The 25,373-nt window shown below is 71.1% G+C and carries 20 protein-coding genes; 15 read left to right on the top strand and 5 right to left on the bottom strand.

The window, feature by feature from the left end; translation table 11 throughout:
• Positions 1 to 7: 7 nt before the first annotated feature.
• The 12 genes from VGT80_RS05015 to VGT80_RS04960 all read left to right on the top strand — a co-directional run bounded on the left by VGT80_RS05015 (position 8) and on the right by VGT80_RS04960 (position 13,917).
• Positions 8 to 1,393, top strand: coding sequence for a hypothetical protein (locus tag VGT80_RS05015; RefSeq protein ID WP_327453467.1), 1,386 nt, complete (start codon positions 8 to 10; stop codon positions 1,391 to 1,393).
• Between the two features lie 41 nt (positions 1,394 to 1,434).
• On the top strand, positions 1,435 to 2,517 hold the full coding sequence (ccmI, locus tag VGT80_RS05010) for a c-type cytochrome biogenesis protein CcmI (protein WP_327453465.1): 1,083 nt from the start codon (positions 1,435 to 1,437) through the stop codon (positions 2,515 to 2,517).
• Positions 2,514 to 3,017, top strand: a complete 504-nt coding sequence (gene ccmE / locus VGT80_RS05005; protein WP_327453463.1) for a cytochrome c maturation protein CcmE — start codon at positions 2,514 to 2,516, stop codon at positions 3,015 to 3,017. Before ccmI ends, ccmE begins: the two co-directional genes overlap by 4 nt.
• Complete coding sequence (locus VGT80_RS05000; RefSeq protein ID WP_327453461.1) at positions 3,014 to 4,987, top strand: heme lyase CcmF/NrfE family subunit; 1,974 nt, start codon at positions 3,014 to 3,016, stop codon at positions 4,985 to 4,987. Before ccmE ends, VGT80_RS05000 begins: the two co-directional genes overlap by 4 nt.
• Positions 4,984 to 5,436, top strand: a complete 453-nt coding sequence (locus VGT80_RS04995) for a cytochrome c-type biogenesis protein (RefSeq protein ID WP_327453459.1) — start codon at positions 4,984 to 4,986, stop codon at positions 5,434 to 5,436. The genes VGT80_RS05000 and VGT80_RS04995 overlap by 4 nt, the downstream gene beginning before the upstream one ends.
• Positions 5,437 to 5,584: 148 nt before the next feature.
• Positions 5,585 to 7,168, top strand: a complete 1,584-nt coding sequence (locus VGT80_RS04990; protein WP_327453457.1) for a Do family serine endopeptidase — start codon at positions 5,585 to 5,587, stop codon at positions 7,166 to 7,168.
• A 36-nt stretch (positions 7,169 to 7,204) separates the two neighbouring features.
• On the top strand, positions 7,205 to 7,876 hold the full coding sequence (locus tag VGT80_RS04985) for a response regulator transcription factor (protein ID WP_327453455.1): 672 nt from the start codon (positions 7,205 to 7,207) through the stop codon (positions 7,874 to 7,876).
• Positions 7,877 to 7,907: 31 nt separating this feature from the next.
• Positions 7,908 to 9,311 (top strand): HAMP domain-containing sensor histidine kinase, encoded by a 1,404-nt coding sequence (locus tag VGT80_RS04980; protein WP_327453617.1) that lies wholly within the window; start codon positions 7,908 to 7,910, stop codon positions 9,309 to 9,311.
• A 34-nt stretch (positions 9,312 to 9,345) separates the two neighbouring features.
• The gene (locus VGT80_RS04975) at positions 9,346 to 12,228 is read left to right on the top strand and encodes a bifunctional [glutamine synthetase] adenylyltransferase/[glutamine synthetase]-adenylyl-L-tyrosine phosphorylase (protein WP_327453453.1); all 2,883 of its coding nucleotides are present in this window, start codon (positions 9,346 to 9,348) and stop codon (positions 12,226 to 12,228) included.
• 117 nt (positions 12,229 to 12,345) lie between these two features.
• Positions 12,346 to 12,981, top strand: a complete 636-nt coding sequence (locus VGT80_RS04970; RefSeq protein WP_327453615.1) for an RNA polymerase sigma factor — start codon at positions 12,346 to 12,348, stop codon at positions 12,979 to 12,981.
• A gap of 22 nt (positions 12,982 to 13,003) precedes the next feature.
• Positions 13,004 to 13,417, top strand: coding sequence for a hypothetical protein (locus tag VGT80_RS04965; protein WP_327453451.1), 414 nt, complete (start codon positions 13,004 to 13,006; stop codon positions 13,415 to 13,417).
• Positions 13,414 to 13,917: a periplasmic heavy metal sensor gene (locus tag VGT80_RS04960; protein ID WP_327453449.1), complete on the top strand. Its 504-nt coding sequence runs from the start codon at positions 13,414 to 13,416 to the stop codon at positions 13,915 to 13,917. The genes VGT80_RS04965 and VGT80_RS04960 overlap by 4 nt, the downstream gene beginning before the upstream one ends.
• Here the strand turns inward: VGT80_RS04960 and VGT80_RS04955 are convergent.
• The 4 genes from VGT80_RS04955 to VGT80_RS04940 all read right to left on the bottom strand — a co-directional run bounded on the left by VGT80_RS04955 (position 13,914) and on the right by VGT80_RS04940 (position 21,758).
• Entirely contained in the window at positions 13,914 to 15,743 is a 1,830-nt protein-coding gene (locus VGT80_RS04955) for a sensor histidine kinase (protein ID WP_327453613.1), read from the bottom strand. The genes VGT80_RS04960 and VGT80_RS04955 overlap by 4 nt on opposite strands.
• Before the next feature lie 106 nt (positions 15,744 to 15,849).
• Positions 15,850 to 18,480, bottom strand: coding sequence for an aminopeptidase N (gene pepN, locus VGT80_RS04950; protein ID WP_327453447.1), 2,631 nt, complete (start codon positions 18,478 to 18,480; stop codon positions 15,850 to 15,852).
• A gap of 217 nt (positions 18,481 to 18,697) precedes the next feature.
• The gene (locus VGT80_RS04945; protein ID WP_327453445.1) at positions 18,698 to 19,882 is read right to left on the bottom strand and encodes a glycosyltransferase; all 1,185 of its coding nucleotides are present in this window, start codon (positions 19,880 to 19,882) and stop codon (positions 18,698 to 18,700) included.
• 274 nt (positions 19,883 to 20,156) lie between these two features.
• Complete coding sequence (locus tag VGT80_RS04940) at positions 20,157 to 21,758, bottom strand: amidase (RefSeq protein ID WP_327453443.1); 1,602 nt, start codon at positions 21,756 to 21,758, stop codon at positions 20,157 to 20,159.
• 112 nt (positions 21,759 to 21,870) lie between these two features.
• Between VGT80_RS04940 and VGT80_RS04935 the strand changes: the two genes are divergently transcribed.
• Positions 21,871 to 22,962 (top strand): YeiH family protein, encoded by a 1,092-nt coding sequence (locus tag VGT80_RS04935; protein ID WP_327453441.1) that lies wholly within the window; start codon positions 21,871 to 21,873, stop codon positions 22,960 to 22,962.
• Positions 22,963 to 23,077: 115 nt separating this feature from the next.
• Here VGT80_RS04935 and VGT80_RS04930 read toward each other — a convergent pair whose 3' ends face one another.
• Positions 23,078 to 23,260, bottom strand: coding sequence for a CsbD family protein (locus tag VGT80_RS04930; protein WP_327453438.1), 183 nt, complete (start codon positions 23,258 to 23,260; stop codon positions 23,078 to 23,080).
• Between the two features lie 214 nt (positions 23,261 to 23,474).
• Here VGT80_RS04930 and VGT80_RS04925 point away from each other — a divergent pair, with 214 nt between their 5' ends.
• The gene (locus VGT80_RS04925) at positions 23,475 to 23,840 is read left to right on the top strand and encodes a hypothetical protein (protein WP_327453436.1); all 366 of its coding nucleotides are present in this window, start codon (positions 23,475 to 23,477) and stop codon (positions 23,838 to 23,840) included.
• A 76-nt stretch (positions 23,841 to 23,916) separates the two neighbouring features.
• Positions 23,917 to 25,373 (top strand): energy-dependent translational throttle protein EttA (gene ettA / locus VGT80_RS04920; protein ID WP_327453434.1); only part of this gene is annotated, 1,457 nt, incomplete at its 3' end.

Raw genomic sequence — 25,373 nt, 5'->3', positions numbered from 1 at the left:
GCCCTCCATGGCCGCTCTCTCCGAGCGCAAGATCGATATCGTGCGGCAGCTCGTCGAAGGCGCGCCGGACAAGGTCGTGGGCGCGCTCCAGGCCGCGCTGGCCGAGACCACGGATGACTCCGCGCTCGCCGGCGTCCGCCGGCTGGTGGAGGTGGAGACCCGCGACCGCCGCCTGCGGAACAGCATCCTGCAGCCGATCGCCCCCATGTGCCTCGGCGATGGCAGAGAGCCCAGCCGCCTGATCTTCCCGGCCCGCGCGCTCGCCTGCATCTGGCGCGGCCTGAAGGTGATCGCCCCCGAGGGGATCGCCGACGCGGCCGTGGCCCTGGTGGACTATCGCCCCGGCGAGAGCCCCAACGAACCCTTCGACAGCCTCGTGCGGCTGGCGGCCAATGCGCTGCGCAACCGCCAGAGCCGCGATTTCGAACAGGCCGCCGATTTCTGCGAGGAGGCGCGCCCCGGCGGCGCCGACCTGTTCGCCCTCTGCCTCGACCTCGCCCCCGTCGTGCGCAAGACGATTCCCAAGCTTCCCGAATGGACCGCCCATTTCGGCGATCAGACCACCGCCTCGGCCCGTCTCGCCTACAAGGACGCCGTGGCCATCGCCGACGATGCGGGTCCGCGCTTCTTCCAGATGCTCTCGGCCCAGCTGCCCTATCCGTGGATGGTCCTGCGGATCATCTCGGCGGTCATGGACAAGCCCACCGAACGTTACCTCGCCGATTCCGAGATGGCGGGCTTCGGCGAGACGGTGATGCGCGAGATCGAGCAGGCGCTGAAGGCCGTCGCCCAGCTCGACACCGACGCCGGCCCCGAGGCCGGCCGCGCGGCCGGCAAGCGCGTCGAACTGATCACCTTCCAGATCAGCGAGATGGAGACCTGCATCGAGCTCTCCCGCGAGCACGGCTGGGGCCACGACCTGGTCAAGCACAAGAAGAGCCTGGCCGGCGTGGTCGAGAGCCATCTGCGCAACGCCGAGAAGTTCACCGCCGCCGCCCTGCCGATGCAGATGATGAAGATCGCCCGCGTGCGGCGCAACGTGCCCCGCCTGAACGCCATGCCCGACCTCGTCACCACCCGCCGGGCGATAACCTTGCTGACCTTCGTCCAGGAAATCCGCTCCAGCGCCAACTACGGGGGCTTCGCCGCGGCGCGCGGCAAGGTCCTCGAAATACTCGGCGACATGCTCGACACCTATGTCGAGGAGGTGCTGGACCATCTGCGCACCGGCGACGTCGAGGACGAGGCGGTCGGCTACGCCTTTCTGGAAGTGGCCGCCGAGGTCAGCTTCCTGGCGCGCGACGAGAAGGCCGCCGAGCTGGTGCGCCGCCGCGCCGCGGCCGTCCGCAACGAAGGCTCCCAGCAACAGGTCCTGCAAGCCCGCGCCTCATGACCCCCTCGCGCGGCTAGGTTCTTTCCGCTACACGGCCGCACATGATCTTGTTCTGGGTCGCAGCCGGCGTGCTCTCGGCCGCCGCAGCCGGCCTCATCCTCAGCCGCGCCGCGCAGGCCGCCTCCCAACCGGAGGCCAGCGATCCCACTCCCATACTCTATCGGCGACAACTCGCGGAGATCGACGAACTCGCCGAGCGCGGGCTGATGGGCGAGGCCGAACGCAAGAGCGCCCATGCCGAGGCCGGCCGGCGGCTGCTGGCGGCCACCGACGCCCCGGCCGCCGCCTGGACAGCCGATCCCAAGGCGCGGACCGGCGTGCTCGTCGCCGTCGCCCTGGCGCCCGCCGCGGCGCTGGTCATCTACCTGACGCTGGGTTCCCCGGGCCTGCCGGACAAGCCGTTCGCGGCGCGGATGCGCGGCTGGGTGGCGTCCAACCCCGCCGAGCTCGCCCCGCAGGAGCTGGCCGCGGTGCTGAAGAAGCTCACCGCCGAGCGGCCCAATGACCCGGAGGGCTTCCGCTATCTGGCGCTCGCCGAAGGCGCCTCCCAGAACGCCCCGGAGGCCGTGCGCGCGCTGCGCCGCGCCCTCAAGCTCGCCCCCGACCGGGCCGACCTCTGGGAAATGCTCGGCGAGGCCCTGATGGCCGAGGCCGACGACAAGCTGACCGACGACGCCAAGGCCGCCTTCCAAGAGACGCTGAAGCGTCAACCCACCGCGGTGGTCGCGCGCTTCCAGCTGGCCCGCGCCCGCATCGAGGGCGGCGACAAGGCCGGCGGCCTCGCCGAATGGCGGGCGCTCGCCGCCCAGCTGCCCGCCGACGATCCGCGCCGCGCGGCGATCGGCCAGGCCATCGCCGCCCACGAGGACCCCGCCGCCGCGCCGGCCGCCCCGGCCGAGGGCCAGATGGCGATGATCCACGGCATGGTCGAGCGCCTCGCGGGGCGTCTGAAGGCCAATCCGGACGATCCGGCCGGCTGGGTGCAGCTGGTGAAGGCCTATGCGGTGCTGGGCGACGTCGCCCACCGCGAGGCGACGCTGAAGGATGCCCGGGCGCGCTATGCCTCGCGGCCTGATATCCTGAGCCAGCTGGACGCCGCCGCGAAAGCGGAGCCGATGAAATGAGCCTGCTGCCGAAATCCCCCAAGGCGCGTCGCCGCCTGACCCTGATCGCCGCCATCGCCCCGGTGCTGGCCATCGCCGTGGGCCTGACGCTCTGGGGCCTGCGCGGTTCGATCTCGTTCTTCTACACGCCCACCCAGGCCGCGGCCGCCAAGCCGCCCGCCGGGCGCTCGGTCCAGCTCGGCGGCATGGTCGCCAAGGGCTCGGTGGTGAAGCGGGCCGACGGCGAGGTCGAGTTCACGGTCGCCGACCAGCACGCCGCTGACCGGGTGGTGTTCCAGGGCGACCTGCCGGACCTGTTCCGCGAGGGCCAGGGCGTGGTGGCCGTGGGCGCGTTCCGCGACGACGGGGTGTTCGAGGCCAAGACCATCCTGGCCAAGCACGACGAGCGCTACATGCCGCGCGAAGTGGCCGATCAGCTCAAGAAGCAGGGCGAGTGGCGTGGCGATGGCGCGACGCCGACCTACGACAAGGCGCCGAAGATCCAGGCGTCTCCCTCATGATCGCGGAACTCGGCGCCTTCGCCCTGATGCTCGGCCTGGCCTGCGCCATCGCCCAGGTGGGCCTGTCCATCGCCGCGCGGGTGCGCCGTTCCACGATGCTGGCCGCCGCGGGCGAAGGCGCGGCCCTGGCCTCGTTCGCCGGCGTCGCCATCGCCTTCGGCGTCCTGATGCACGCCTTCATCGTCTCGGACTTCTCGGTGGCCAACGTGGCCGCCAATTCGCACACCGAGAAGCCGCTGCTCTACCGCGTGGCCGGAACCTGGGGCAGCCACGAGGGCTCGATGCTGCTGTGGGTGCTGGCGCTCACCGGCTACGGCGCGGCCATGGCCCTGTTCGGGCGCAGCCTGCCGCGCGGCCTGAAAGCCGTGGCGGTGGCGACGCAAGGCGCGCTGGGGACCGTGTTCCTCGCCTACACCGTCTTCGCCTCCAATCCGCTCGCCAGGCTGGTCCAGCCGCCGGTGGAGGGCCGCTCGCTCAATCCCCTGCTGCAGGACCCGGCGCTGGCCGTGCACCCGCCGTTCCTCTACTCGGGCTACGTCGGCATGAGCGTGATCTTCTCGCTGGCCGTGGCGGCGCTCGTCGAGGGCCGGGTGGATGCGGCGTGGGCAAGGTGGGTCCGGCCCTGGGCCCTGTTCGCCTGGAGCCTGCTGACCATCGGCATCATGCTCGGCTCGTTCTGGGCCTACTACGAGCTCGGCTGGGGCGGCTGGTGGTTCTGGGATCCTGTGGAGAACGCCAGCTTCATGCCCTGGCTGGTGGCGACCGCCCTGCTGCATTCGGCCATCGTCACCGAGAAGCGCGGCGCCCTGGCCGGCTGGACGGTGTTCCTGGGGCTGGCCGCCTTCTCGTTCTCCATGCTGGGCGCCTTCCTGGTGCGCTCGGGCGTGTTGACCTCGGTGCACGCCTTTGCGGTCGATCCCAAGCGCGGCGTCCTGCTGCTGATCATCCTGGGCCTGACCACCGGCTCGGCGTTCAGCCTGTTCGCCTGGCGCGCGCCGACGCTCAGCCAGGGCGGCGTCTTCGCACCCGTGAGCCGCGAGAGCGCCCTGGTGCTCAACAACATCCTGCTGGCCGCCGCCACCGCCACGGTGCTGCTCGGCACGCTCTTCCCGCTGATCCGCGAGGCCCTGACCGGCGAGGCGATCTCGGTGGGCCCGCCCTACTTCAACCTGACCTTCAGCCCGCTGATGGCCGCCCTGGTCCTGCTGCTGCCCGCTGGGCCGCTGCTCGCCTGGAAACGCGGTGATGCGGCCGGCGTCGCCCAGCGGCTGGGCGTGGCGGCGGCCCTGGCGCTGCTGGCGGGTGTCGCGGCCTATGCGGTGGTCAGCCCCAGGAAGGCGTTCGGCGCGCTTGGCCTGACCCTGGGCGCGTGGCTGATCGCCGGCGGCGTCGCCGAACTGGTCGAGCGCACGCGGGCGTTCCGCGTCCCGGCGGCGGAGAGCTGGCGGCGGCTCACGGGCCTGCCGCGCGGCGCCTGGGGCATGACCTTCGCCCACGTGGGCCTGGGCGTCTTCGTCCTGGGCGCCTGTTTCGAGACCGGCTGGCGCGCCGAGGCGGCCGAGACCCTGCCGCTCGGCGGCTCGCTCAACGTCGGCGCCTATCATCTCACCCTGAAAAGCGTCGATGCGGTCGAAGGGCCCAACTACGACGCCGATCGCGGGGTGATCCTCGCCACCCGCGACGGCAGGCTGGTCTGCCGGGCGATGCCGGAACGCCGGCTCTATCTCGCCAACGCCCAGACCACGTCCGAAGTCGCCATCTGCGAGCGCGGCCCAAGTCACCTCTATATCGTGCTCGGCGAGAAGCGCGACGCGGGCGGCGCGCCGGTCTGGCTGGTCCGCGCCTATTGGAACCCGTGGGCCGTGCTGATCTTCCTGGGGCCCGTGATCATGGCCCTGGGCGGTTTGATCTCGCTCTCCGACCGGCGCCTGCGCATCGGCGTGCCGCGACGGCGGGAGCAGCCGGCGTGAGGCTGCCGGCGATCCTGGCGGCGCTGGCGGGCGTCCTGTGCATCGCCGCGGCGTCCGATCCGGCCGAGCGCCTGCCCAATCCCGCCCAGGAGGCCCACGCCCGCGCCCTGTTCAAGGACGTGCGCTGCCTGGTCTGCCAGAACGAGTCCATCGACGACTCCGAGGCGCCCCTGGCCGGCGACCTGCGCCACATCATCCGCGAGCAGGTGGCGGCCGGCAAAGACGACGACGCCATCAAGGCCTACCTCACCGATCGCTACGGCCAGTTCGTGCTGATGCGGCCCGCCTTCGACCCCGGCAACCTGGCGCTTTGGATCGGCCCGTTCCTGGTCGTGGGGCTCGGCCTGGTCCTGTTGCTGGGGCGCCTGCGGAACCGACAGCCCGACACCGACCTTTCCAAAGCCGAGGCTGATCGCATCGATCGGCTATCGCGGGGCGACGCGCCCTGACATCATTGCGCCTTAGAACGGTCCGAATGCCGAACCGAGGGTGACCTAAACGTAACTTGAGGGTGGTTGCGCTCTCGTGCATCGAACCTAGGTTTGTAGGCGTGCGTCGAAGACTCCCCACTTCGGCCGCGCGCAGGGAAGAAGGCTTATGACCTCGAAGAAGACCGGTTACCTCTTTGGCGCCGTCGCCGGCGCGGGCGTCCTGGCCGCCGCGGTCGCCGGCGCAGGCGTCGGCCTGCCGCGCGCGCACGCCGACCAGGGCCAGGTCATCAAGGCCTCCACCGCGCCGATCTTCGCCCCACCCCCGGGCGCGCCGATGTCCTTCGCGGACATCTTCGAGAAGGTCTCCCCCGCGGTCGTCTCCATCAACGTGACCAGCCGGGTCGATCCCTCCCTGCTGCGCCGCATCCCCGGCCTCGAGGGCTTGCCGTTCGACATCGTGCCGAAAGGCGGCCAGGGCGGCGGGGACGACGAGGAGGGCGGCGCGACGCCGCCCCAGGGCGGCCGGACCGACAAGGGCCAGCCAAAACTGCCGACCCAGCAGTCCTCCGGCTCCGGCTTCTTCATCTCGCCCGACGGCTACATCGTCACCAACAACCACGTGGTCGAGAACGCCGAGACCATCAAGGTCGTGCTGAAGGACGAGCGCGAGCTGGACGCCAAGATCGTCGGGCGCGACGAGGCCACCGACCTGGCGGTGATCAAGGTCACCGGCGGCCCGTACCCGTTCGTGAACTTCGAGAACTCCGGCAAGCCGCGCGTCGGCGACTGGGTGTTCGCGGTCGGCAACCCCTTTGGCCTGGGCGGCACCGCCACGGCCGGCATCGTCTCGGCCTATGGCCGCGACATCGGGGAGACCTTCGTCGACTACATCCAGATCGACGCGCCGATCAACCGGGGCAACTCGGGCGGACCCACCTTCGACATCTACGGCCGGGTGATCGGGGTGAACACCGCGATCTTCTCGCCCACCGGCGGCTCGGTCGGCATCGGCTTCGCCATCCCCGCGGAGGTCGCCGAGCAGGTGACCCAACAGCTCATCCACGGCGGCAAGATCCAGCGCGGCTACATCGGCGCGACCATCCAGAACTTCACGACCGAGATGGCCGAGGCGCAAGGCCTGGGCGCGCAGAAGGGCGCGATCATCTCCGACCTGGTGCCCGCAGGACCCTCGGCGCGCGCCGGCATGATGCCGGGCGACGTGGTGGTGTCGGTGAATGGCCACAGCGTAAAGAACTCCTCGGAGCTGACCCGCGAGGTCGCCAAGGCCGGTCCGGGCGACGTGCTGCGGCTCGACGTGATCCGCGATGGCCGCCATCGCACGGTGGAGGTGCACTCCGGCGTCCGTCCTTCGGAAGCCGAGCTCGCCGCCAACGACAATGGCCAGCGCCGGCCCGGCCCGGGCGGCGGTCCGACGCCGGCCGCCCCCGCGGCGCCGACGGTGCTGGGCCTTCGGTTGGCCCCGCTCGACGACACGCTGCGCAAGCAGTTCGGCCTCCCGGCGGAGGTGCGCGGTGCGGCGATCCTGGCGGTGGACGAGTCCTCGGACGCCGGGGAAAAGGGCCTCAAGCGCGGCGACGTCATCGTGCGCGCTGGCGACCGGGCGGTGGCGAGCGCGGCGGAGGTGGCCTCGGTGGCGGACCTCGCCCGCAAGGCCGGCCGTCCCAGCGTGCTGGTCGGCGTCTATCGCGCCGGCCGGACCCTGTTCCTGCCGTTGAAGATTTCCAAGTAGGATCGTCCCGAGACAAAGTCGCGCTGGGGGGCGGGCATGAAGATCCTGATTGTCGAAGACGACCTGGAAGCCGCCGACGCCATGGAGCGTGGACTGGGCGAGGCCGGGCACGAGTGCGTCAAGTCCGCCGACGGCGAGGAGGGCCTCGCGGCCGCGCGCCAGGGCGGCTTCGACGTCATGATCGTCGATCGCATGATGCCCAAGATGGACGGGGTCACCCTGGTGGAGACCTTGCGGCGCGAGGGCGACGGCACGCCGGTGCTGTTCCTCTCCGCCCTGGGCGAGGTCGGCGACCGCGTCACCGGCCTGCAGGCCGGCGGCGACGACTATCTGGTCAAGCCCTACGCCTTCGCCGAGCTGATCGCCCGGGTCTCGGCGCTGTCGCGGCGGCGTGAGACCGGCTCGGTGGCGACGGTGCTCAAGGTCGGCGACCTGGAGATGGACCTGATCGGCCGCACCGTGCACCGCCAGGGCAAGGAGATCGACCTGCAGCCCCGCGAATTCCAGCTGCTGGAATTCATGATGCGCCACGCCGGCCAGTCGGTGACCCGCACCATGCTGCTCGAGAAGGTCTGGGAATATCACTTCGACCCGCAGACCAACGTCATCGACGTGCACATCTCGCGGCTGCGCTCGAAGATCGACAAGGGCTTCGACCGCCCGATGCTGCAGACCGTGCGCGGCGCGGGCTACCGGCTGGATGCCTAGCCAGCCCTTCATCGGCTCGCGCTAGATGGCGGTGCGCCTGCCGCGCATCTTCCGCACCACGCCGTTTCGGCTGACGGTGCTGTTCATGGCGCTGTTCGCCAGCGCCGCGCTCGCCTTCCTGGCCTACATCTATGTGGCGACGGCGGGCGAGGCGACGCGCCGGACCGACCGCGAGATCGTACGCGAGATGCGCTCCCTCACCGGGGCCTACGACCGCGCCGGCCTCGACGCCGTCAACCAGTCGCTGATCGAGCGGGCGGCCAGCGAGCGGCCGTTCCTCTATCTGCTGATCGGCAAGGACGGGAAGCGGATCTCCGGCTCGATCGAGGTCTCGCCGGTCGACAAGTTCACCGGCGCGCCGACCTGGACCAGCTTTTCGGTCACCGACCAGCTCCCCCGGGGCCGCACCATCAAGCACCCGGCCCGCGGCTTCCAGGAGCGGCTGTCCGGCGGTGAGGTGCTGTTCGTCGGCGCTGACGTGGGCGAGGACGAGGCCTACGTCGACAAGGTGATCCGCGCGCTGCAGGGCGCGGGCGCGCTGGTCATCGTGCTCGGCCTCTCCGGCGGTGTGCTGGTGAGCCGCAACGTGAGCCGCAGCATGGCGGGCCTGGCCGGCGTGCTGGAGGCGGTGAACAAGGGCGATCTTGGCGCCAGGGCCCCGGTGCGCGGCGCCCGCGACGAGTTCGATGAGCTGGCCCAGGGCCTGAATGAGATGCTGGACCGGCTGGAGCGGTCCATGGCCGGCCACAAGCACGCCGGCGACGCCATCGCCCACGACCTGCGCTCTCCGCTCACCCGCCTGCGCGCCCGCCTGGAGGTCGCCTATCTCGACGTGGAGGCCGGCAAGGGCGACCCCACCAAGGCGCTGGCCCAGGCCCTGGAAGACACCGACGGCGTGCTGAAGACCTTCAACGCCGTGCTCTCCATCGCCCGGCTGCAGGCGGCGGGCTCGGCGCCCGATCCGGTGGTGTTCGATCCCGGCGAGCTGGCGGCCGATATCTCCGAGCTCTACGAGCCGCTTTGCGAGGACAAGGAGATCGACTTCGCCGCCGAGCTGACCAAGGGGCTGCAGGTGCGCGGCAACCGCGAGTTCATGGCCCAGGCGCTCGCCAACCTGCTGGACAATGCCGTGAAGTACACGCCGAGCGGCGGGGCGATCATGCTGCGCGTGCGGCGCAGGTCCTCCGGCGAGGTGGAGTTCTCGGTCACCGACACCGGGCCCGGCGTGCCGGAGGCCGAGCGCGGGCGGGTGATCGAGCGCTTCGTGCGCCTGGAGAACAGCCGCAACACCTCCGGCGCGGGCCTCGGCCTGTCGCTGGTGGCCGCCGTCGCCGAGTCGCACGGCGGCCGGCTGGAGCTCGACGAGGGCCCCGGCAAGGTCGGCGAGAGCGGCCCTGGCCTGCGCGTGGCGCTGATCCTGCCGCGCGCGGCCTGATCCCATCCGTCGCGGAGAGTGCTAGGTCAGGGTGATGCCCGCGCTCGGCCAAAGCTTGCGACCCTGCGGCCCCGTCGTGGACGCCAAGGCCGTGGCGCGTGCCCGCGAGATCATCGCCGAGAGCGGCTGGCCCACGGTCGTCGACGACGCCTGGCCCGCGCTGGAGCCGGTGTTCGCCGCCTCGCCCTATCTGGCGAGCTTGGCCCGGCGCGATCCGCAGCGGCTGGCCGACCTGCTGGCTGACGATCCCGAACGGCGCCTGGCGAGCGTGCTGGCCCGCACCGAAGCCGCCGCCGGGCTGGACCTCGACGCGGCTGGCGACACGCTGCGCCGGCTGAAGGCCGAGCTGCACCTGCTGGCGGCGCTGGCCGACCTGGGCGGGGTCTGGAACCTCGACCAGGTGACCGGCGCGCTCACCCGCTTCGCCGACGCCGCGGTCGCCGCAGCCCTCCGCGTCGCCGCCCGGGCCGAGCTGGACGCCGGCCGGCTCACCCGGCTGGGCGAGGGCGCGGAGGGTCCGGTCCCGGGCTGGTTCTGCATCGCCATGGGCAAGCAGGGCGCCTTCGAGCTGAACTACTCCTCGGACATCGATGTCTCGGTGTTCTACGAGCCCGACCGCCTGCCGCTGGCCGACGGGGTCGAGAGCCAGGCCTTCGCCGTGCGGTTGACCCACCGGGTCGCCGAGCTGATGCAGGCGCGCACGGCCGAGGGCTATGTCTTCCGCATCGACCTGCGGCTGCGTCCCGATCCATCCTCCACCCAGCCGGCGGTGCCGGTCCCGGCGGCCCTGGAATACTACGAGAGCGTCGGCCAGAACTGGGAGCGGGCGGCCTTCATCAAGGCCCGGCCCTGCGCCGGCGACCTGCCGGCCGCCGAGGCGTTCCTGGCGGAGCTGCAGGCCTTCATCTGGCGGCGCAACCTCGACTTCGCCGCCATCGCCGACATCCATTCGATCAAGCGCCAGATCCATGCCCACAAGGTGGACGAGCGGGTCTCGGCCAAGGGCGTCGACCTGAAGCTCGGCCGCGGCGGCATCCGCGAGATCGAGTTCTACGTCCAGACCCAGCAGCTGATCCTGGGCGGGCGCCATCCGGACCTGCGCGAGCGCCGGACGCTGGATGCGCTGGCCGCGCTGGCGGCGGCGGGGCACGTGGAGGCCGCGACGGCGGCGGAACTCGCCCAGGCCTACCGGACGCTGCGGGCCATGGAGCACCGCGTGCAGATGATCGCCGACGAGCAGACCCACCGCCTGCCCGAGGCCGACGCCGACCGCCGGCGGGTCGCCGCCCTGCTGGGCTATGACAAGCTGCGCGCCTTCGACGCCGACGTCACCCGGCTGCTGAAGGGCGTCAACGCCCGCTACGGCGAGCTCTTCCCGCAGGAGGAGCCGCTGTCGTCGCGCTTCGGCAGCCTGGTCTTCACCGGCGTCGACGACGATCCCGAAACCCTCGCCACCCTGGCCCGCATGGGCTTCTCCAACCCCAAGCGTGTGTCGCAGACCATCCGCGCCTGGCACCACGGCCATATTCCGGCGACCCGCACCGAGCGCGGGCGCGAGCTGTTCACCCGGCTGGCCCCCAAGCTGCTGGAGGCCACCCGGGCGACCGGCGCGCCGGACGCGGCCTTCAACCGGTTCGGCGACTTCTTCTCGAACCTCTCCACCGGCGTGCAGCTGCAGTCGCTGTTTCTGGCCCAGCCCCGGCTGTTCGAGCTGATCGTCGAGGTGATGGCCTTTGCGCCCCGGCTCGCCTCGACCCTGGCGCGCCGCCCGGCCGCCATCGACGCCATGCTGGACGGGGCCTTCCTGCAGCCCATCGACATCGCCGAGGATCGCGCGGTGATGGTGGCCGAACTCGTCCGCGCGCCGGATTTCGAGGCCGCCATGGACGTGGTCCGCCGGGTGCGCCGCGAGCAGGCCTTCCGGGTGGGTGTCCAGGTGATGAGCGGGTCGGCCTCGGCCGAGGTGGCGGGCCAGGCCTTCGCGGACCTGGCCGACGTCTGCATCGAGGCCTTGGGCCCCGCGGCCCTCGCCGAGACCGAGCGGCTGGGCGGCGCCTTCGCCGGCGAGGTCGCGGTGGTGGCGCTTGGCAAGTGCGGCAGCCGCGAGATGAGCGCCGGCTCAGATCTCGACCTGATGACGCTCTACCGCGGATCTGAGGCCGGCGCCGCGTCGGAGCTCAAGGGCTGGGACGCAGCCACCTTCTACGGCCGTTTCACCCAGCGGCTGATCGCGGCGCTGTCCAGCCAGACGGCCGAGGGCGGGCTCTATGAGGTCGACATGCAGCTGCGCCCGTCCGGCACCAAGGGGCCGGTGGCGGTAAGCTTCGCGGCCTTCGCGGATTACTACGCTCGGGAGGCCTGGACCTGGGAGCTCCTGGCCCTGACCCGGGCGCGGGTGGTCTGGGCGACCACCGAGGCGTTCGCCGCCCAGGCCCAGGCCGCCATCTCCGATGCGCTTCGCCGGCCGCGCGATCGGGCCAAGACGGTCGTCGACGTGCGCGAGATGCGCGAGCTCCTCGAAGCCGAACGGCCGCCCAAGGGCGACTGGGACCTCAAGCTTTCGCCGGGCGGTCTCGTCGACATCGAGTTCGCCGCCCAGTTCCTGCAGCTGGCGCACGCCGCCGCGGGGGGGCCGCTGCATCCGAACACCGCCCAGGCGCTCGCCGCCTTCGAGGCGAGCCGGCTCGCGCCGGCCGCGCCGCTGCGGGCCCTGCAGGAGGCCTGGCGGCTGCAGCAGGACCTGACGCAGCTGCTCAAGGTCGCCCTCGAGGACGGCGATCCCGGCGAGGAGCCGCCGGCGTTCCGCAAGCTGCTGGCCCGGGCCGGCGGGGCGCGGGATTTCAAGGCGCTGCGCCGCAAGCTGGACGCCGCCCAGGCGGCCGCTCGGCAAGCCTACGAGACGGTCGTTCAGGCGTGATCGACGGAAACCGCGGGCCCCGCCGTGCAAGGCTGTGGATGGCGTCACCCGTCGAACCGACCGCAGGACCTTGATGATGAAGCCTTATTTGCTCGCCCGCACCGCCGATCGTGACGACTGGCGCGCCCACGGAGAGCGGATCATGCTGGGCCAGAGGGGTCGTGGCGCTCGTTAGGGCACAGGCAGGCGGGGGCTCGGGCAGGGTTGGACGACACCGATCCGGACGAGGCGCTGCTGGCGCGGGTGGCCGTGGGCGAGCCCGCCGCGGTGCGCGCGCTTGTCGGCCGCAAGCTGCCGCGGCTGATGAGCCTGGCGCAACGGATGCTGGGCGATGCGGCGGAGGCCGAGGACGTGGCGCAGGAGGCGTTCCTGCGGGTCTGGAAACAGGCGCCGCGCTGGCGGCCCGGACGGGCGAAATTCGATACATGGCTGCACCGCGTGGCGCTGAACCTCTGCTACGACCGGCTGCGTCGGCGCCGCGAGGTCGCCACCGATCAGCCGCCCGAGCAGATCGATCCCGGGCCGCCACCCGATCGCGGGCTGGAGGCGCGCGACACCGCGGCGCGGGTTTCACAGGCCCTGGCGGCGTTGCCGGACCGGCAGCGGGAGGCCATCGTGCTGTGTCACTATCAGGAGCTTGGCAATATCGAGGCGGCGACGGTGATGGGGGTGAGTGTGGAAGCGCTGGAGAGCCTGCTGGGGCGCGGCCGCCGCGCCTTGCGCGCGGCCCTGGCCGACATGGCGGAGCGGTGAGATGGCCCCGGGGGATGTCGGCATGACCCGCGAACGCTTCGAGAGCCTGGCGGAGGCCTATGGCGGCGATGTCTCGCGCTGGCCCGCCCCGGCGCGCGAGGCGGCGGCCCTGATGATGGCGTCCGAGCCCGGCTTTACGCAAGCGGCCCTGGCCAGGGCCGGAGCCCTGGACGCCGCGCTCGACGCCTGGCGCCCGGCGCACGCCGGTCAGGCGCTGCTCGCGCGGATCCTGGCGGCCGCGCCACGGGCGCGCCGGCGCGGCTGGATCGGCTGGCTGTCGCCCGCCGCCCTGGGCGCCGGCCTCGCCGCGGCCTGCGTGGCCGGCGTGATGGTCGGCGTCGAGCTGTCGCAACACACCAGCGCCGCACGCGAGGTGGCGGTCACCAACACCCTGACGGCGGTGTCCTCCTCGCTCGACCTGGAGGAGGGCGCGTGAGCCGGCGCACGCTGTTGATCCTGCTGTTCGTCTCGCTGGCGCTCAACCTGTTCATCCTGGGCGCCGGCGCCGGCGCCTTCCTGTTCGGCGAGCGGTTGTTCCCGCATCGCCAGCCGCAGTTCCGCGGCGGGCCGCCGATGTTCGCGGCCGCCTCGACCTTGCCCGACGCCGAGGCCCAGGCCTATCGCGACGCCCTCAGCGCCCAGGCGCTCGCCGTGCGGCCCAGGCTGCGCGAGGCCCGCATGCTGCGCCACGACGCCTGGACGAAGCTCGGCGCCGATCCGGTGGACCCGGCCGGCGTCGTCGCCGACCTCGACAAGGCCCGCGCCATGCAGGCGCAGGCGCAGAGCGAGGTCGACAAGAAGATCGTCGAATTCGCCGCCAAGCTGCCGGCGACCGAGCGGAGGCGGTTCGCCGCGGCCATGGCCGAGCCGCCTCAGCGTCGGGGGGGCCGCGGTCAAGGCCCGCCGCCGCCGGATCAACCCCCGTTCGGGCGCTAGCCGCTCGCCCCCGCCGCGCGGGGCAGGGCGAAGCCGATCTGTTGCACGGGCAATGAAAAGCTCGCCGCCGTGCCCTGGCCGGGCGCGCTCTTCAGGTCCAGCAGCCCGCCGTGCATCTCCACCAGCGACTTGGAGAGCGCCAGGCCCAGGCCCGTGCCCTGCTGGGTCTTGGCGTGCTGGTTCTCGATCTGCTCGAAAGGCTTGGCGAGCCGCGCCAGGTCCTCTGCCGAGATGCCGATGCCGGTGTCCTGGACGGTGATCCGCACCCGCTGGCCGCGGGGGTCGTCGCGGAGATCGGCCTTGATGACGATCCGCCCGCCGCGCGGGGTGAACTTCACCGCGTTGGAGAGCAGGTTCAGCAGCACCTGCTTCACCGCCCGGTAGTCGGCCTCCACCTCCGGCAACTCGGGGAACTCGACGCGCAGCGAAAGGCCCGCGGTCTCGGCGCGGTTGCGCACCAGGCGCACGGCGTCCTGGGCCACCTCCTCCAGACCGATCGGATCGAAGCGCAGGTTCATCTTGCCCGCCTCGATCTTCGACATGTCGAGGATGTCGTTGATCAGCGCCAGCAGGTGCTGGCCGGAGTTGAGGATATCGCGCGCGTAGTCGCGGTAGCGGCCGTCGCCGAGCGGGCCGTACATCTCGCCGACCATGATCTCGGAGAAGCCGTTGATGGCGTTCAGCGGGGTGCGCAGCTCGTGGCTCATATTGGCCAGGAACTCGCTCTTGGCCCGGTTCGCGCCCTCGGCCCGGACCTTCTCGGCCTCATATTTGCGGGCCAGCTCTGAGAGCTGCTCCTGGCTGCGCTCCAGGTTCACGACGGCGCGGCGCAGCTCCTGCTCGTTCTGCTTCAGCGCCTCTTCCTGCGCCTTCAGGGCGGAGATGTCGGCGGCGGTGACCACCAGGCCGCCCTCGGCCGTCGGGCGCTCCGAAATCTGCACCCAGCGGCCGTCGACCAGCTCGGCCTCGCGCACGCCGCTCTGGCCGCCGTGGAATTCCTGGAGGATCGCCTGCTGGGCCACGGCCTCGACCTGCTCGCGGGCCGCGCCCGGCTGCAGCGCCTGCGGCTCCATGCGGAAGAACTCGCGGTAGTTCCGGTTGCACATCAGGAGCCGGCCCTGCCGGTCCCACAGCACGAAGGCCTCCGAGACGCTCTCGATGGCGTCACGCAGCCGGCTCTCGGCGGACTGGGCGCGGGCCTGCGCCAGCCGCTCCTCGGTGACGTCCAGCGCGACGCCGATGATCCGCGCATAGCCGCCTTCCTCGGCCTGGCCGAAGCCCTGGCCGCGGGCGTCGATCCAGACCGGGCGGCCGCCGGTCAGGCTGGGCACCCTGAAGGAGACGTCGAAGCCGCCGTAGATCGCCGCGGTGGCCAGCGCATCGCGCAGCCCGTCGCGATGGCCGGGCGAGACGCGGTCCAGCACCTGCTGACCCTCGACCACGCCGCCGCGCCAGCCGAACAGGGCCGCGGTGACGTCGGACATGAAGATGGTGTCGGTGGTGAGGTCCCACTCCCAGATGCCGCAACGGGCCGCCTCCACGGCCATGCGGAAGCGCTGTTCGGAATCGGCCGAGGCCGCGTGCGCCCGCTCCATCCGCAGGCTCTCGAGGATCAGCACCACGCCGAGGCCGGCGGCGACCAGGAGCGGGGCTGCGAGCCATGCAAAGAGTTCGAGCTGGCCCTGCGGCGGCCCCTCGAGCCGGTGGATCGCGGCGGCGGAATAGGCGCCCAGCAGCGCCAGCGCCGCGCCGATGGCGACGCGGACGAACCGCTGGGTCGGCGGCCGGGCAGGCCCCGCCGCGGCGCGCTTGCCGTGCGATCTCACCAAGGCCGGATTTCCACGCCCCGTAGACCCCCAAATCAGTCGAAGCAGGGTTGAGTCTAAGCGGACAGAGTCACCCCGTCATTAAGAACGGCGGCGCTTGATTGTCTCAGCCTGCGCCGTCCTCGCCGAGCGAGCGGGTGACCAGCTCGAAGACGTTCTTCGACAGGGGCTCGGCCTTGGCGATGCGCTGCAGCTCGGCCTTCATCAGCTGGCCCAGCTCCGGGGCGTAGCGCCGCCACGCGCCGAGCACGTCGACGAGCCTGGCCGCGGTCATCGGGTTATAGCGGTCGACCGCCAGGATCTGGTCGGCCAGGAACCGGTAGCCGGCCCCGCTGGGGTCGTGGAAACGGACCGGATTGAAGTTGGCGAAGGTCGAGACCAGGGCCCGCAGCCGGTTGGGGTTCTTGGCGTCGAAGGCCGGGTGGGCGGTCAGCCCCATGACGCGGCCGAGCGCGCTCTCGTCCGGATCGCGGGCCTGCAGGGCGAACCATTTGTCGATCACCAGCGGTTCAGAGGTCCACTTGGCATAGAAGTCGGCCAGCGCCTGCTCGTACTCGGGCCCACCGATCAGCATCAGCGCGTTCAGCCCGCCCATGGCGTCGGTCATGTTGCCGGCCCCGCGATAGTGGCCCTCGGCGAGCTCGGCGGTCTCGGCCCGCGGATTGGCCGCGAGCAGTTCGAGGGCGGCGTTGCGCAGCGCCCGGCGTCCGGCCGCGGCGGCGTCGGCGGAGAATTCGCCGGGTTCCTGCAGGCCCGCATGCAGCCGGCGCAGGTCGGCTTCCAGGTGGACGGCCAGCCGCAGGCGCAGGGCCTCGCGCGCCTCGTGGATCGCGGCGGGATCGGCGGGTTGCAGGGCGAGCGCCAGGTCGGGCTCGGACGGCAGGGCGAGCATCAGCGCCTTGAACGCCGGATCGGCGGCCTGATCGGCCAGGGACCGGCCCATGGCCTCGGCGAAGCGCTCCTCGCCCACGTCGTCGGGGTGGCCCTTGGCCCGGCGGAGGATCAGCTCGCGGGCCAGTTCCTGGCCGGCTTCCCAGCGGTTGAACAGGTCCGGATCGCCGGCCAGCAGGATGTAGCGGTCCTTGGGCTCCGCATCGCTCGTCAGGACCACCGGGGCCGAGAAGCCGCGCAGCGCCGAGACCACCGGCGGGCGATCGACGCCCTCCAGCCGCACCTTCGCCCTGGCCGCGTCGAGGACGATCACGGTCTCGTCCACCGCCTCGCCGTCGCGTTCGAAGGCCAGGGTGCGGCCGTCGTGGTCGAGCAGGCCGAGCCGCACCGGCACCGGGGCCGACGTCTTCACGGGCTGGCCGGGGGTGGGCGGGGTTTCCTGCGTAAGCTCCAGGTCCAGCGTCCGCTTGGCGGCGTTGTAGCGGCTGGCGAGCTGCACCCGCGGCGTGCCCGCCTGTTCGTACCAGGTGAAGAAGGCGGTCAGGTCACGGCCGGACGCCTCGGCGAAGCACTTGATGAATTCCTCGACCGTGGTGGCGTGGCCGTCCCAGCGCTCGAAGTAGAGGTCCATGCCGGCGCGGAACGCCTCGGGCCCGATCAGGGTCTTCAGCATGCGGATCACCTCCGCGCCCTTCTCGTAGATGGTCGCGGTGTAGAAGTTGTCGATCTTCAGATAGCTGGACGGCCGGACCGGGTGGGCCAGCGGCCCCTGGTCCTCGGCGAACTGCCTCGCCCGAAGCGCTTTCACGTCCTTGATCCGCTGCACGGCGTGGCCGCGCATGTCGGCCGAGAAGCTCTGGTCGCGGAAGACCGTCAGCCCCTCCTTGAGGCACAGCTGGAACCAGTCGCGGCAGGTGATCCGGTCGCCGGTCCAGTTGTGGAAATATTCGTGGGCCACCACGCTCTCGATGCGCTCGTAGTCCATGTCGGTGGCGGTCGCCGCATCGGCCAGCAGCAGCGAGGAGTTGAAGATGTTCAGCCCCTTGTTCTCCATGGCCCCGAAGTTGAAGTCGCGCACGGCGACGATCATGAACAGGTCGAGGTCGTACTCGCGCCCGAAGGCCGCCTCGTCCCATTTCATCGAGCGCTTGAGCGCGTCCATGGCGTAGGCGGCGCGCGGCGCCATGCCGGTGTCCACGAAGATCCGCAGGTCCACCGTGCGGCCGCTCATGGTGACGAGCTTGTCTTCCAGGACGTCGAGCTCGCCGGCCACCAGGGCGAACAGGTAGCAGGGCTTGGGGAAGGGGTCGTTCCAGACGGCGAAATGGCGCCCACCGGGCAGCTCGCCCGCCTCGATCAGGTTGCCGTTGGAGAGCAGGTGCTGGAACTTGGCGTCGGCCTCGATGCGGACGGTGAAGCGTGACAGCACGTCGGGCCGGTCGGGCCAGTAGGTGATCTTGCGGAAGCCCTCCGCCTCGCACTGGGTGCAGAAGCGGCCGCCCGACATGTAGAGGCCTTCCAGGGCCTTGTTGTTCTCCGGATCGATCTCGACCTCGGTGGTCAGCACGAAAGCGTCGGGCACGTCGGCGACGGTCAGGAATTCGGGATCGACGCTGCGTTCGGCCTCGTTGAGGGTCCGGCCGTCGATCGCCACGGAGATCAGCTTCAAGCGCTCGCCGTTCAGCTTCAGCGGCTCGGAGGATGCGCCGTTACGGCGGACGTTCAGGGTCGCCGTCACCCGCGTGCTGTTGGGCGCCAGATCGAAGGCGAGGCTCACCTCATCGATCAGGAAGGCGGGCGGGCGATAGTCGGAGAGGCGGATCGGTTGGGGCGTTTCGGTGCGCATCGCAACGATCTAGTCCCTGCACATGACCGCGGAAAGGCACTTCCTTTCCCGCGAAGCGGGAGAGGGGGACCGTCGGCCGAGCGCAGCGAAGAGCCGATGGTGGAGAGGGCGAGCCAAGCCCACTGCAGAACCGTCGCCCTTCCCACCACCCGCTCTACCGCCCGCCTGCGCGGGCGTCGGCGTGCGGTCCCCCCTTCCCGTGATCGGGAAGGGAAAATCAGGCGGTGAGCGCCAGCGGCTGGCGGCGCGGGGTCTTGGCGATGAGGTCCGCATAGAGCTTGGTCAGGCCGTCGAAGGTGGCGTCCCAGCTGTGGCGCGCCACCGCCCGCCGCCGCGCCGTGTCGGAGATCGCGCCCACGTCGCGGGCGAACAGCGCCTCGATGGCCTGGGCCAGGTCGGCGGGGTCGGAGGTCGCGGCGTGCTGGCCCACCGCCTCGTCGATCAGCTCGCCCACGCCGCCCTTGTTGGGCCCGATCACCGGCAGGCCGGCGGCCATGGCCTCCAGCACCACCAGGCCGAAGATCTCGTTCTCGTTGGCGTGCAGGAAGGCGTCGCAGGAGGCGACCACCGCGGCCAGCCGCTCGGGCTCGCGCTCGAAGTCGAGGCTGACCACCTGGGGCGAATAGCGCGCGCCCTGGCCGGCCCCGATCAGCACCAGCCGGTAGGGATCGCCCAGCTTCTCCACCGCCTCGATCATGCCCTCGACGTTCTTCTCGCGGGCGGGCCGACCGGCGAACACCAGCAGGCGGCTGTCGCTCGGCAGGCCGGTGCGGCGCAGCAGGCGCGCGCGGTCGCCGCGGCTCGGATGGAAGAGATCGGTGTCGACGCCCAGCGGATGGACGCTGACGTGCTCGACGCCGGCTTCGGACAGCCGCGAGGCCGTATGCCAGGACGGCGCGACCACGGCGTCGAAGCGGGAATAGGCCTGGGCCCAGAAATTGAAGGTCGGTCCCTCGGCCCAGTCGCCCAGGTGCAGGGCGGCGAGCGCGGCGGCGTCGGTGTGGCAGAAGCCCACGACCGGCACGCCCAGGGCCTCGCCGGCCTCCAGCGCCGCGTGTCCCGGCACGAAGACGTCGCCCGCCTCGATGACGTCCGGCTGCAGCGCGCTCAGCACGGTCTCCCACTTGGTGACGCTGGCGGGCATCCGATAGCCGTCGCCGAACGGCAGGCGGGTCGCCGCGACGGTGACCAGGCCGGGGCCCTCGGCGCGGGTGTGGGCGCCGGGCACCACCAGGGTCTGGCGGATGTCGGGCCGTTTCTTCTCCAGCCAGGCGCGCTTGGCCGTCAGGTAGCGTTTCACCCCGCCGGACCGCGGGGCGTACATCATGGTGGTGTCGATCAGGTGGAAGGTCGGATGTTCACCGCCGCCGAACGCCGGCGCCTCGGTGGCGTCGAAGCGCACCAGTCGCGCGGCGCCGGGCGCGCCAAGACCCTTGGCCCGGCGGGCCTGACGCTTCTCGACGCTGGAGGAGGCGGCCAGGAACAGGGCCTCGGTGCGTTCCCGGCCCTCGGTCCCGGCGAGCCGGCGTTTGCGCGTCTTGCGGCCGGCGGACTTGTTCCAGAGTCTGGCCAGGGCTTTGGTCCTTCGTCTGCCTTACGCGCACTCGTGAGAGTCGTGGTGGTAGCAGCCTTCCGCCGGGGGCGTCACCTCCTGCGTCAATATTGCGAGGGGGATCTCACCGCGCATCGTAGGCGGCGGCCACCTCCGGCCTGGCGGCCAGCGAGGGCAGGAAATGCGGCGTCGGCCGGGCGTGGGTAGCCAGCTCGAAGGCATTGCCCAGCGCCAGCAGCCGGGCCTCCGACCAGGCCGGCCCGATCAGCGACAGGCCGATCGGCAGGCCCTTGGCCTCGCCCATGGGCAGCGTCAGGTGCGGATAGCCGGCCACCGCCGGAAGGCTGGACACCGAGCCGAAGAACTGGCTGCCGTTCACCGGGTCGACGATCGAGGGCGGCGCGCCGCTCGCCGAGACCAGGGCCACGACATTGTTCTGCGCGAACATCTCGTCGAGCGCGGCGCGGGCCGCCTTGCGGGCGGCGGCGCGCTTGGCGAGGTAGGCGGGATCGGTGATCGCCGGGCTCTTGGCGGCGGCCTCGAAGATCTCCTGGCCGAAGAGAGGCGTCTCGCGCGGCTCGGCCTTGTCGAAAGCGATCAGGGCGTCGAGCGTGCGGGTCTTGACCGTGGGCGGGGTGCTGGCCAGGTAGTCGTTGATCGCCGCCTTGAACTCGGCGGCGAGGGATTCGAACTCCGCCCCGCTGATCTCGCCCCTGACCTTCTGATCGGGCAGTTTCACGTCGACCAGCACCGCGCCGGCCCGCTTCAGGGCCGCCAGCGCGGCGTCATAGGCCGCGTCGGTCTGGGCGGAGTTGCGCACCACGCCCTTCAGCACCCCGATGCGCGCGCCCTGCAGGGCGGCGGGGTCGAGCGCGGCGAGGTAGTTCGTCTTGTGGGCGTCGGCGTCGCGGGTCGCCGGATCGCCGGGGTCGGAACCGGCGATGGCGCCCAGCACGGCGGCTGCGTCGGCGACCGTGCGGGCCATCGGCCCGGCCGTGTCCTGCTCGGCCGAGATCGGCACGATGAAGCGCCGCGAGACCAGGCCCACCGTGGGCTTGAGGCCCACCACCCCGTTCATGGCCGCCGGGCAGGTGACCGAGCCGTCGGTCTCGGTGCCGATGGCGGCGGAGGCGTAGCCGGCGGCGACCGCCGCGCCGGAGCCGGCGCTGGAGCCGCAGGCGGTGCGGTCGAGGCCGTGGGGATTGCGCACCAGCCCGCCCACGGCGCTCCAGCCGGAGATCGAGTTGGTGGAGCGGAAGTTCGCCCACTCCGAGAGGTTGGTCTTGCCCAGGATCACCGCCCCGGCGTCGGTGAGCCGGCGCACCAGCGGCGCGTCGCGATGGGTGACATTGTCCTTCAGGGCCAGCGATCCGGCCGTGGTCGCCGTGCCGTCGTCGGACTCGATATTGTCCTTCAGGAGGATCGGGATGCCGTGCAGCGGTCCACGCACGTGGCCGGCGCGGCGCTCGGCGTCGAGCTTGCGGGCGTCGGCGATGGCGTGCGGGTTCAGCGCGATGATCGCGTTCAGCCGGGGCCCGACGTGGTCGAGCTGGCCGATGCGCGCCAGATCCGCCCGCACCAGGGCTTCCGAGGTCAGCTTCCCGGCAGTCATGGCCGCCTGGGCCTCGCCCGCCGAGGCGTAGGGGCTGAGGGGCACAGCTTGCGCGTGGGCGGGCCCCGCGACCAGGATGGCGGCCGCAATCGCCGGGATCGTATGCTTGAACATGCCCCACTCCCCAAGACTTGAGGGTCTTTTATGACCGCGCCGTCGCCGCGACGCCAGCCGCCATGACCGACTCATTGCGGGCGGGCTATGAAGGGGCGAGCAGGCGAGGGCCATGACCGACTTCGACACCGACACCGCCGCCGCCCATCGGATGTTCCGGTCCTTCGACGGCATGGAAGGCCTGCCGGAGGTGGCGGCCCCGCCGCGCACCGGCCTGCCGGGCCAGAGCCTGGTCGCCAAGGTGTGGCCGGGCGTGCTGGCGGCGGCCACCGTGGCCCTGGCGGCGTCGTGGCTGGCGCAGCACTACACCGCCCCGGTGATGCTGTTCGCCCTGCTGTTCGGCATGGCCTTCCACTTCCTGCACGAGGAGGGCCGCTGCGTCGCCGGGATCGAGTTCTCGTCGAAGGCCATCCTCAGGACCGGCGTGGCCCTGCTGGGCGCGCGGATCACGGTGGAGCAGATGCTGCAGCTCGGCGTGACGCCGATCCTGATGGTCGTGGTCGGCGTCGCGTCCACCATCGCGCTGGGCTTCCTGGCGTCCCGCGCGCTGGGGCTCAGCCGGTCGTTCGGCGTCCTGTCGGGCGGGGCGGTCGGCATCTGCGGCGCCTCGGCGGCGCTGGCGATCGCGTCTGTGCTGCCGAAGACCAAGGAGAGCGAGCGGGACGTGATCCTGGCCGTGGTGGTGGTCACCGCGCTCTCGACGCTGGCGATGATCTTCTATCCGATGCTGGTGACCGCCCTGGGCTTCGACCACCAGCGGGCCGGCCTGTTCCTCGGCGGCACCATCCACGACGTGGCCCAGGTGGTGGGCGCCGGCTACATGATCTCCCAGAAGACCGGCGACGTGGCGACCTATGTGAAGCTGCTGCGCGTGGCCATGCTGCTGCCGGTGGTGGGCGTCATCGCCGTCGTCGTGGCGCGGGGCCAGGGGGCAGCGGTGGGCGGCAGGGCGCCGATCCCGTGGTTCCTGTTCGCCTTCGCCGCCCTGGTGGCCCTGAACAGCCTCGGGCTATTCCCCAAGGCGGTGGTCGATGGCGCGGGCGAGGTCTCCCGCTGGTGCCTGGTCACCGCCATCGCGGCGCTCGGCATGAAGACCGCGTTCAAGGAGCTGGCGGCGGCGGGCTGGCGGCCCGTGGCCCTGATGGTCGCCGAGACCGCCTGGATCGCCGCCCTGGTGCTGGTGGTGGTGACCTTCTTCACCTGAGCCGGACAAGGAAAGGGCCGCGGCGCACAGCCACGGCCCCAACCCCCAACGGAATGTCTGCTGAGAGGGTGTCTCTTGCTGGCGCGCCGCGGACGGCGTCGCCGGGTGGTCGCGTCTAGTTCTTCAGCGCGTTGCGCGCCGCGTCCTTGATGTTGCCGACGCCCTTCTGGACCTTGCCTTCGGTCTTCTCGGCGATGCCGCGGGCTTCCATGTCGCGGTCGCCGGTGGCCTTGCCGGCGGCTTCCTTCATCGAGCCCGACATATCCTTGGCGGCGCCCTTGATCTCGTCCTTGTGCATGGCGAATGTCCTCTTTGCGTGTCGTGTCCGAGCCGGAAAAACCGCCTCGTTCGCGTGACTTACGCGGAAGGCGCGGTAGTGGTTCCCACGGCCCAGGCTGCTGAAGTGGCGCGACGAGGTCAGCCCCATCCTCTGTCCCGGTGCGCGCACCGGAGCTTGACCATGGCCGTTTACGGTGAGGTTATTTGGCTCGCTTGCAGGGGAGCGCGGTCAAATGTCGATGTTTCGAAGGGCGTTGGTCGCCGGCGGCATACTGTCGTTCATGGCGGCGGCCGCTGATGCGGAAAGCGTCGATCTGACCTGTTCGACCGTGTCCCGACCGAACGAGGTGGCGCTTTACGTCCGCGTCGATACTTCGTCGAATACGGCTTCCGCCTGGACGCCGGGTCAAACAGGCGCGGCCTCGGCGCCGGCGACCGTCACCGCCTCGCAGGTGACCTGGACCCATGAGTTTTCGCCCTACGCCGTGAACTATAGTTTGAACCGGGCCAACGGCGCCCTGACGACGCAGGTGACGCCGAACGCGAGAGGGGCGGCGCCCGTTTCATTGACCTGCAAGAGGGCCAGCCCCGTCTTCTAGTCGTGCCGCCATTGCACCGGGGGAGCGCCGCCGCTATCTGCACGCGACTTCCTCACATAGCGAGACGCGGACGCCGATGGCGCAGCAATATATTTTCCAGATGCAGGGCCTGACCAAGGCCTTCCCGGGCGCCCCGAAGAAGCTCTTCGAGAACATCTGGCTGTCGTTCTACCCGGACGCCAAGATCGGCGTCGTCGGCGTCAACGGGTCGGGCAAGTCGTCCCTGCTCAAGATCATGGCCGGCATCGACAAGGACTTCACCGGCGAGGCCTTCTCGGCCGACGGGGTCAAGCGCGGCTACCTGGAGCAGGAGCCGCAGCTCGACGACCAGCTCGACGTCTGGGGCAACGTCATCGCCTGGTGCGAAGAAAAGCAGATCTTCGACAAATACAGCGAGGTCGCCGCCAGGCTGGGCGAGGACTACTCCGAAGCCCTGATGGAGGAGATGACGGCGCTGCAGGAGAAGCTGGACGCCGGCGACCTGTGGGACATCGACAGCAAGATCGAGATGGCCATGGACGCCCTGCGCTGCCCGCCCAACGACTGGCCGGTGGACAAGCTCTCCGGCGGCGAGCGGCGCCGGGTGGCCCTGGCCCGCCTGCTGCTGGCCAAGCCCGACATGCTGCTGCTCGACGAGCCCACCAACCACCTGGACGCCGAGAGCGTCGCCTGGCTCCAGCACCACCTGGAAGCCTTCCCCGGCTGCGTGATCCTGGTCACCCACGACCGCTACTTCCTGGACCAGGTGACCAAGTGGACGCTGGAGCTCGACCGCGGCAAGGGCCTGCCGCACGAAGGCAACTACTCCTCCTGGCTCGAGCAGAAGACCAAGCGGCTGGCGCAGGAAGAACGCGAGGAGGCCGGCAAGAAGCGGACCATGGAGCGCGAGCTCGCCTGGGTGCGCTCCTCGCCCTCGGCGCGGCGCACCAAGTCCAAGGCGCGCCTGGCGGCCTTCGACCAGCTGCAGAACGCCGCGGAGAACGCCAAGCAGACCTTCGCCCAGATCCAGATCCCGCCAGGCCCCAGGCTCGGCAACCTGGTCATCGAGGTCGACAACCTGGAGAAGGAGTACGGCGACAAGGTCCTGTTCAAGAACCTGTCCTTCAAGCTGCCGCCCGGCGGCATCGTCGGCGTCATCGGCCCCAACGGCGCGGGCAAGACCACGCTGTTCAAGATCATCACCGGCCAGGAAACGCCCGACCAGGGCAGTGTCCGCCTCGGGGAAACCGTCAAGCTGGCCTATGTCGACCAGAGCCGCGACAGCCTGAACCCCAACAACAATGTCTGGGCCGAGATCTCCGGCGGCCTGGACGTGATGAAGGTCGGCGGCCGCGAGATCCCCAGCCGCGCCTATGTGGGTTCGTTCAACTTCAAGGGCGCCGACCAGCAGAAGAAGGTGGGCCTGCTCTCCGGCGGGGAGCGCAACCGGGTGCACCTGGCCAAGACGCTGGCCTCCGGCGGCAATGTGCTGATGCTCGACGAGCCCACCAACGACCTGGACGTGGAGACCCTGGGCGCCCTGGAAAGCGCGCT

This window comes from Phenylobacterium sp. (assembly GCF_035944335.1).
Classification (GTDB): Bacteria; Pseudomonadota; Alphaproteobacteria; order Caulobacterales; family Caulobacteraceae; genus Phenylobacterium.
The sequence above is the reverse complement of the archived record's forward strand: the minus strand, read 5'-3'. Positions and strand labels throughout refer to the sequence as shown.